The organism is Salipiger sp. 1_MG-2023, assembly GCF_030547555.1.
In the GTDB taxonomy this organism is placed as follows: Bacteria; Pseudomonadota; Alphaproteobacteria; order Rhodobacterales; family Rhodobacteraceae; genus Salipiger.
Genome location: NZ_JAUOQN010000011.1, coordinates 92,237 through 99,603 on the forward strand (window position 1 = coordinate 92,237; position 7,367 = coordinate 99,603).

9 protein-coding genes are annotated in these 7,367 nt (G+C 64.5%); 8 read left to right on the forward strand and 1 reads right to left on the reverse strand.

Translation table 11 applies throughout. From position 1 onward, the window contains the following. Positions 1-37: 37 nt before the first annotated feature. The 5 genes from ureC (at position 38) to ureG (ending at position 4,160) form a co-directional block, all read left to right on the forward strand. Positions 38-1,786 (forward strand): urease subunit alpha, encoded by a 1,749-nt coding sequence (ureC, locus tag Q4543_RS07860; RefSeq protein WP_303437271.1) that lies wholly within the window; start codon positions 38-40, stop codon positions 1,784-1,786. Between the two features lie 239 nt (positions 1,787-2,025). Further along, positions 2,026-2,244, forward strand: a complete 219-nt coding sequence (locus tag Q4543_RS07865) for a DUF1127 domain-containing protein (RefSeq protein WP_216005011.1) — start codon at positions 2,026-2,028, stop codon at positions 2,242-2,244. 147 nt (positions 2,245-2,391) lie between these two features. Then, complete coding sequence (ureE, locus tag Q4543_RS07870; protein ID WP_303437272.1) at positions 2,392-2,898, forward strand: urease accessory protein UreE; 507 nt, start codon at positions 2,392-2,394, stop codon at positions 2,896-2,898. After that, positions 2,885-3,517, forward strand: coding sequence for an urease accessory protein UreF (locus Q4543_RS07875; RefSeq protein ID WP_303437273.1), 633 nt, complete (start codon positions 2,885-2,887; stop codon positions 3,515-3,517). Before ureE ends, Q4543_RS07875 begins: the two co-directional genes overlap by 14 nt. Positions 3,518-3,527: 10 nt before the next feature. After that, a complete protein-coding gene (gene ureG / locus Q4543_RS07880) occupies positions 3,528-4,160 on the forward strand; it encodes an urease accessory protein UreG (protein ID WP_303437275.1) in 633 nt (210 codons plus the stop codon). A gap of 4 nt (positions 4,161-4,164) precedes the next feature. Here ureG and thyX read toward each other — a convergent pair whose 3' ends face one another. Further along, positions 4,165-5,079 carry an FAD-dependent thymidylate synthase gene (gene thyX, locus Q4543_RS07885; RefSeq protein WP_303437276.1) on the reverse strand — a complete coding sequence of 305 codons (915 nt, stop codon included), beginning with the start codon at positions 5,077-5,079 and terminating at the stop codon, positions 4,165-4,167. 317 nt (positions 5,080-5,396) lie between these two features. Between thyX and Q4543_RS07890 the strand changes: the two genes are divergently transcribed. The 3 genes from Q4543_RS07890 to Q4543_RS07900 all read left to right on the forward strand — a co-directional run bounded on the left by Q4543_RS07890 (position 5,397) and on the right by Q4543_RS07900 (position 6,803). Further along, positions 5,397-5,831 (forward strand): VOC family protein, encoded by a 435-nt coding sequence (locus Q4543_RS07890; protein ID WP_303437278.1) that lies wholly within the window; start codon positions 5,397-5,399, stop codon positions 5,829-5,831. Continuing rightward, positions 5,798-6,517, forward strand: a complete 720-nt coding sequence (locus tag Q4543_RS07895) for a DUF1194 domain-containing protein (RefSeq protein WP_303437279.1) — start codon at positions 5,798-5,800, stop codon at positions 6,515-6,517. Before Q4543_RS07890 ends, Q4543_RS07895 begins: the two co-directional genes overlap by 34 nt. A gap of 115 nt (positions 6,518-6,632) precedes the next feature. Further along, positions 6,633-6,803: a hypothetical protein gene (locus tag Q4543_RS07900; protein WP_303437281.1), complete on the forward strand. Its 171-nt coding sequence runs from the start codon at positions 6,633-6,635 to the stop codon at positions 6,801-6,803. Positions 6,804-7,367 lie beyond the last annotated feature (564 nt).

A 7,367-nucleotide genomic window follows, 5' to 3' on the forward strand; every position in this document is an offset into this window, starting at 1 on the left:
CGGGTCACGCGCCGACACGACAGACGAGGACACACCCATGCCCGCACGGATTTCCCGCTCCGATTATGCCGCGATGTTCGGCCCCACCACCGGGGACAAGCTGCGCCTTGCCGACACCGACCTGATCATCGAGGTCGAGCGTGACCTGACCGCCGAAGCGGTCGGGCAGGCGGGCGGTGGCAATGCGCCGATCTACGGCGAAGAGGTGAAATTCGGCGGCGGCAAGGTGATCCGCGACGGCATGGGGCAGTCACAGGCGACCCGCGCCGAGGGGGCTGTCGATACCGTCATCACCAACGCGCTGATCGTCGATCATACCGGCATCTACAAGGCCGACGTCGGCCTGCGCGGCGGGCGCATCCATAAGATCGGCAAGGCGGGCAACCCCGACACCCAGCCCGGCGTCAACATCATCGTCGGCCCCGGAACCGAGGTCATCGCGGGCGAGGGACGCATCCTAACCGCCGGTGGCATGGACAGCCATATCCACTACATCTGCCCGCAACAGATCGAAGACGCGCTGCATTCCGGCCTGACGACAATGCTCGGCGGCGGCACCGGCCCGGCCCATGGCACGCTGGCCACCACCTGTACCCCCGGCCCGTGGCACCTTGGGCGGATGATGCAGGCTGCCGATGCCTTCCCGATGAACCTCGCCTTCGCGGGCAAGGGCAACGCCTCGCTGGCGGCCCCGCTTGAAGAACAGATCAAGGCCGGTGCCTGCTGCCTCAAGCTGCACGAAGACTGGGGCACCACCCCCGCCACCATCGACAACTGCCTGAGCGTTGCCGATGCGTGGGATGTGCAGGTGATGATCCACACCGACACGCTCAATGAATCGGGCTTCGTGGAAAACACCGTCGCGGCGATGAAGGGCCGCACCATCCACGCCTTCCACACCGAAGGCGCGGGCGGCGGCCATGCCCCCGACATCATCAAGATCTGCGGTGAGGAATTCGTGCTGCCCAGCTCGACCAACCCGACGCGGCCCTACACCGCCAACACGCTCGAAGAACATCTCGACATGCTGATGGTCTGCCACCATCTCGACAAGTCGATCCCCGAAGACGTGGCCTTCGCCGAATCCCGCATCCGCAAGGAAACCATCGCCGCCGAAGACATCCTGCACGACATGGGTGCCTTCAGCATCATCGCTTCCGACAGCCAGGCCATGGGCCGCGTCGGCGAGGTGATCATCCGCACCTGGCAAACCGCGGACAAGATGAAGAAACAGCGCGGCAAGCTCAGCGACGAAACCGGCGACAACGACAATTTCCGCGTCCGGCGCTACATCGCAAAATACACCATCAACCCGGCCATCGCCCATGGCATCGCAACCGAGATCGGCTCCATCGAAGAAGGCAAGCGCGCCGACCTAGTGCTCTGGTCCCCGGCCTTCTTCGGGGTGAAACCGGAAATGGTGCTGATGGGCGGCAGCATCGTCTGCGCGCAGATGGGCGATCCCAATGCCTCGATCCCGACGCCACAGCCGGTCTACAGCCGCCCGATGTGGGGCGCTTATGGCCGCTCGGTCGAACATTCGGCGGTGATCTTCGTTTCCGAAGCGGCGCAATCCGAAGGCATCCGCAATACGCTCGGCCTCGCCAAACAGACCGTGGCGGTCAAGAACACCCGCGGCATCGGCAAATCCCACCTCAAGCTCAACACTGCCACGCCGCAGATCGAGGTGAACCCCGAAACCTACGAGGTCCGCGCCAATGGCGAGCTGCTGACCTGCGAGCCCGCGACCACACTTCCCATGGCGCAACGCTATTTCCTGTACTGACCGCAGGATCGGGGCGCGGCCCCGCCCTTCATCTTGCCCGGTAAACTCCGGGGGCCCGAAGGGCGGGGGCAGGCCCTCTCGGCGCCATGAAGGCGCGTAAAATTTAGTTCAATATTAAACCATCAGCCATGCGCTGTGCGAAACCCGACTTTGCAGTTGCAGCATTTGTAAACTTGGGCAGCATCATTTACCTATTGAGCCAAGGGAGGGGACCTGATGACCAACTGAAAGGTTTCCCAATGGCATTTCTCACTGCGAGCCACGCACAACACACCGCACCGTTCCTGAGCCGCTTCTTTGCCGCGCTTGGCAACGCCATCGTCGCAATCGGCGAAGCAAACCCGCGCCTGCGCCGCGTCGAAGCGCTCCAGCGCCTGTCCGACGAGCAGCTTGCCGCCAAGGGCCTGCGCCGCGAAGACATCGTGCGCCACGTATTCCGCGACGTCTACTACCTGTGATCCCGGGCCTCGGCCCCGGTTCACCCTGGCGAGGTACCGCGCAAGCTCAAGGCATTCGGGGTCACGTGACCGGTAAACCCGGCGCGTGGCCTTGTCTTTTCGGGGCAACTGAAGTGATCTGGCGTTCGCATCACGAAAGAGTCCGCCATGCCGCTTCCCACCTCACATGACATTCTGCGCAAGGCCGAAGGCACCGCTGCCGACAGGGTTGTGCTCAGTTACGACGACCGTTTCTTGCGCCGCAAGGTGCTGACCACCGAGGGTGGCACCGGCTTTCTGGTCGATCTTGCCCATACCGAAAGCCTCGACGAAGGCGATGCCTTCTTGCTCACCGACGGGCGCTGCATCGCGGTGGTCGCGGCGGTTGAACCGCTGCTCGAAATCACCGGCGCGGCGCTGCACCGCATCGCCTGGCACATTGGCAACCGCCACACCCCGTGCCAGATCGATCCCGACCGCCTGCTGATCCAGCGCGATCACGTCATTGCTGACATGCTGTCCCGCATTGGCGCGACTGTCCGTGAAGTCGACGAACCCTTCACTCCAGAAGGCGGCGCCTACGGCCACGGGCGCACCCATGGTCACGACCATTCCCATCAGCACGGGCCTGAGACCCACAGTCACTCCCACACGCATGACCATGAGCACGGATGATCTGACGCTGCACCAGCTGTTCTCGCCCGCGTTTCCAACCGGCGCCTTTGCTTGGTCGCACGGGCTGGAAACCGCGATACAGGATCGCAGCGTGACAGATTCGGCGACGCTGCGCGCATGGCTGGAAACCGCGCTGCGCCATGGTTCCGGCTGGTCCGACGCGGTGCTGATGTCCTGCGCCGCGCGGGGCGAAGACCCCGTTTTCCTGACAGAGCTGGGCCTCGCTCTCAGCCCCTCGACCGAGCGCCGCGCCGAGACCGACCAGCAGGGCAGGGCCTTTTCCTCCACGGTCTGCGCGGTCTGGGGCGTTGCCATCCCGCCCGCGCCCTACCCGGTGGCGGCGGGGCTGGCGGTGCGCGCACTCGGCCTGCCGCTGGTCGAGGCGCTGCGCCTGTACCTACAGGCTTTCGCCGCCAACCTCACCAGCGCCGGGGTGCGGCTGATCCCGCTAGGCCAGACCGACGGCCAGCGCATCACCCTTGCGCTTGCGCCGCTCTGCGCCGAGCTTGCCGATAGGGCGCAAAGCGCGACGAGCGACGACATCGGCGGGTTTGCCCCGCTGATCGACATTGCCAGCCAGCGCCATGACATGCTTTATTCCCGGACCTTTCGATCATGAGGAACCTCTGATGAGCTCTCCCAACGGACCTTTGCGCGTCGGCCTTGGCGGGCCGGTCGGCGCCGGCAAGACCACGCTGACCGCCGCGCTGGCGCGTGCGCTGCGCGAGCGGCTGTCGATGGCCGTCATCACCAACGACATTTACACCCGCGAGGATGCCGAAGAGCTGATGCGCCAGCAGGTGCTGCCGCTGGATCGCATCAAGGGGGTCGAGACCGGCGGCTGCCCGCACACCGCGATTCGCGAGGATGCCTCGATCAACCTTGCCGCCATCGCCGAGCTGACGACAACGCACCCCGATCTGGATCTGGTGCTGATCGAAAGCGGCGGCGACAACCTGTCTGCGACCTTTTCACCAGAGCTGGCAGACGTGACGATCTATGTGATCGACGTCGCCGCGGGCGAGGAAATCCCCCGCAAGGGCGGCCCGGCGATCACCAAATCGGATATCCTCGTCATCAACAAGACCGATCTTGCGCCCCATGTGGGCGCCTCGCTCGAGGTGATGCAGCGCGACGCGGCGCGGATGCGCGCGGGCAAACCCTTTGTGTTTGCGCAGGTCAAGCATGGCAAGGGCGTGGACGAGATCGTCGAGCTTCTAACGCAGATCGGCGGCCTGGCGCTGGCCGAGGCCGCCGAGTAACCTGTCAGGCGCTGCCGTCGAGCAGCGCCTGAAATTCACGCCATTCGCCCTTGGACATGCCAGAGCTTTCCTGCGTGACGTCCTCACCCTTTAGCATGCGGCGGATGCAGTCCATGCCCTTGCCCGACACCTGCGCGCCGCCCATGCGGTAATCTTCGAACGCGCCAAAGGCGGCGGGCACCCAGTCGCGCACCACGTCGCAGATTGCGTCGGCATAGACGCGAATCTCGTATTGCGCATGGGAATCGGCGCGCAGCCGCAGGAAATGCAGCAGGTTGTGCAGATCGACCTTCCAGTACCATTGCGTATAGATGTTCGCCGGCAGGTTCATCCGGGCCAGTTCGCGCGCGAGGCCCTGCTGGCCCTCGGTCGAGATCATCTCGGCGTAATGATCGAAAGCGCGCGAAGCATCGTCGCGCAGATAGCGCAGCACGCGGTCGGCTTCCTCGCCCGACAGCGCCTCGCCCCGGCCCTGATTGTTGACCACCGATTGCGCCGCCAGATGTTCCGGCGCCGGGACATAGAATTCCCGATCGAGGATCGAGTAGCGCGCCGAATACTCGTTCACATTGGCGGTCCGGTGGCGGATCCACTGGCGCGCCACGAAGATCGGCAATTTGACGTGCAGCTTGATCTCGCACATTTCGAAGGGGGTCGAATGCCAATGCCGCATCAGATAGCGGATCAGCCCTTCGTCATTGCTCACCGACTTGGTGCCGCGCCCATAGCTGACTCGCGCCGCCTGACAGATCGCGGCATCGTCGCCCATGTAATCCACCACCCGGACAAAGCCGTGATCCAGCACCGGGTAGGCGGTGTAGAGATGCTTTTCCATCCCCGGTGCCGTGGCGCGCAGCGTGCCTTGCGGGGCGGCGCGCAGCGTGTCGATTTCTGACTGCTGATCGGGGCTGAGCGGCATTGGGGGTCCTCATAAAGCTGTGTGTTGCGGGCGGGTGTACACAGATTTGCAGCTGCGTTGAAGGTTATTGAGGCCTTTTGAGCGGGCAAACTGCACGTGGCCGCCGCCAGCATTGGGGGCAATGTGGGCTGGCCACGGCGACGAGGCGTTCGAACCTGACCGCCACAAGGCGGGCGTGGCGGCGAATCACGACCGCTCCGGCGGTGCCACGCCTGGCTTGTGGTGGGGCAGAATGCGGCTTTGCAGCACGGCAGGCTCGACTTATGCGTCCTGCTCTCTACTGTTTTCCTCAGCACGAATGGAAAGGAGTGCCCCCAATGGGCATCAAGTATCTGCACACCATGGTCCGCGTTGCGGATCTGGAAAAATCTGTTGAATTTTACAAACTGCTGGGCCTGAAGGAACGCCGCCGCAGCGAAAACGAAAAGGGCCGGTTCACGCTGGTGTTCCTGTGCCCGCCCGATCAGGATGACGGCACTGCCGATGTCGAGCTGACCTATAACTGGGATGGCGACGACGGGCTGCCGTCGGATTCGCGGCATTTTGGCCATCTCGCCTATACCGTGCCCGACATCTACGCGATGTGCGCCGCACTGCAGGCCGCCGGGGTCACCATCAACCGCCCGCCGCGCGACGGGCACATGGCCTTTGTCCGCTCGCCCGACAATATCTCGATCGAACTGCTTCAGCAGGGCGATGCGCTGCCGCCGCAAGAGCCATGGGCCAGCATGGAGAATGTCGGCCATTGGTAAGGCTGGCGCTCTGGTCGGTGTTTTTTGCGCTCGGGCTTGCGGGTGCTCCCGCGGCGCGGGCCGAAGGGTGCCGACTGGCGTTGTTGCTTGCGCTTGACGTGTCATCTTCGGTCGATGCCGAGGAATATAGCCTACAGAAACAAGGCATTGCCGCCGCGTTGTCGGATCCCGACGTGCGCGGCGCGCTGCTGGATGGCGATCAACGGGTTGCGCTGTCGATCTATGAATGGAGCGGTCGGCGGCAATCGACCGTGGTGCTGCCTTGGGTGACGCTCGACAGCGCGGCGACGCTGCAGGGCGCGGTGACGAGGTTGCTTGCCGCGCCGCGCAGTTTTGACCGGTTTCCCACCGCGATGGGCTTTGCGCTGGGGTTCGGATCCGAGCTGCTCCGCGAGGCGCCGCCCTGCACGCGGCAGGTGATCGACATATCGGGCGACGGCATCACCAACGATGGCTTCCGCCCGCAGCAGGCCTATCAGCATTTTCCCTTTGCCGGGGTCACGGTGAACGGGCTGGCGGTGATGGGATCGGATCCGCGCGTGGTCGAGTATTTCCGCGGCGAGGTGGCGCATGGCCCCGGCGCCTTTGTCGAGATCGCCGAAGGATATCAGGACTTTCGCCGCGCCATGACGCTCAAGCTGTTTCGCGAGCTGAACGACATGATCGTCGGCTCGCTCGAGCCTTGAGGCGCAGGAGCGTCAGCACTGCTGTCGTAAGGTAACAGAAAAATGACCATCTCTCGAAATGCGGCATTGTGACGCGGCAATTCCGTGTTAGCCTTCTCGGCGAGGAGGAACCTGAATGACACCATACCTGATTGGCCTTTGCATCGGCCTGTTGATCATGGCCCCTGTGATCGGGCTTGCGCTTTATGCCGGATTGATTGCCCGCAAAGAGGGTGGAATGCAGCGCGATTTCGCGGGCGGCTTCCAGCCAGCGTTGCGCGTCGTCGGGGGCAGCGCCGCCCGTTGATCAGCCCGGCGCGCGGTGCGGCCCGAGGAGGGGTAGGCACTGCGTTCGGGGTCTTGTGGGCGAGCCTGTTGTTGGTCTGACGCCACGCGAAACACGTCTCTGAACGGTCGTTCCTTCGGGAGCGGCCGTTCGTGTTTTCAGCCTCATCTGCGGTGATTGCGAATCTTGGGGGTATCGTCATGCCGCGCGCGACGCGGGGGCAGTCGCACCATCAGGGCAATGCGGCGGGCGTTGTGGCGAAAGGCCGAGCGGATCGCGTGCAAATGGCGCTGCCGGTGAGGGGCGCCGCCAAGGCGCTGAGAGACAACGCCACAGGTGTCGTCAATGCAGGCGCGCGCTGCGGGGCCCCGGGGGGCCCCCCCCCCCCCGGCCCCCCGGGCGGTGATTTTGGGGGGGGGGGTTTTTAACAAAACCCCCCCCCCCCCCCCCCCCCCCCCCGGGCGTTTCGCCGTTGGGCGGGGGGGCGCCCCATAATTAACCTTTTTCGGGGGTGAAAACCCCCCGGGGGGGGGGGGGGGGGGGCCCCCCCCCGGGCCGTACGTATATACTGGAAAGATGAAAGGG

What these genes read in the sequence shown, in the direction of transcription:
- ureC (WP_303437271.1), top strand. Translation starts at nt 38, where the DNA reads ATGCCCGCACGGATTTCCCGCTCCGATTATGCCGCGATGTTCGGCCCC.
- ureE (WP_303437272.1), top strand. Translation starts at nt 2,392, where the DNA reads ATGCCGCTTCCCACCTCACATGACATTCTGCGCAAGGCCGAAGGCACC.
- Q4543_RS07895 (WP_303437279.1), top strand. Translation starts at nt 5,798, where the DNA reads ATGGGCCAGCATGGAGAATGTCGGCCATTGGTAAGGCTGGCGCTCTGG.
- Q4543_RS07890 (WP_303437278.1), top strand. Translation starts at nt 5,397, where the DNA reads ATGGGCATCAAGTATCTGCACACCATGGTCCGCGTTGCGGATCTGGAA.
- ureG (WP_303437275.1), top strand. Translation starts at nt 3,528, where the DNA reads ATGAGCTCTCCCAACGGACCTTTGCGCGTCGGCCTTGGCGGGCCGGTC.
- Q4543_RS07900 (WP_303437281.1), top strand. Translation starts at nt 6,633, where the DNA reads ATGACACCATACCTGATTGGCCTTTGCATCGGCCTGTTGATCATGGCC.
- Q4543_RS07865 (WP_216005011.1), top strand. Translation starts at nt 2,026, where the DNA reads ATGGCATTTCTCACTGCGAGCCACGCACAACACACCGCACCGTTCCTG.
- Q4543_RS07875 (WP_303437273.1), top strand. Translation starts at nt 2,885, where the DNA reads ATGAGCACGGATGATCTGACGCTGCACCAGCTGTTCTCGCCCGCGTTT.
- thyX (WP_303437276.1), bottom strand. Translation starts at nt 5,079, where the DNA reads ATGCCGCTCAGCCCCGATCAGCAGTCAGAAATCGACACGCTGCGCGCC.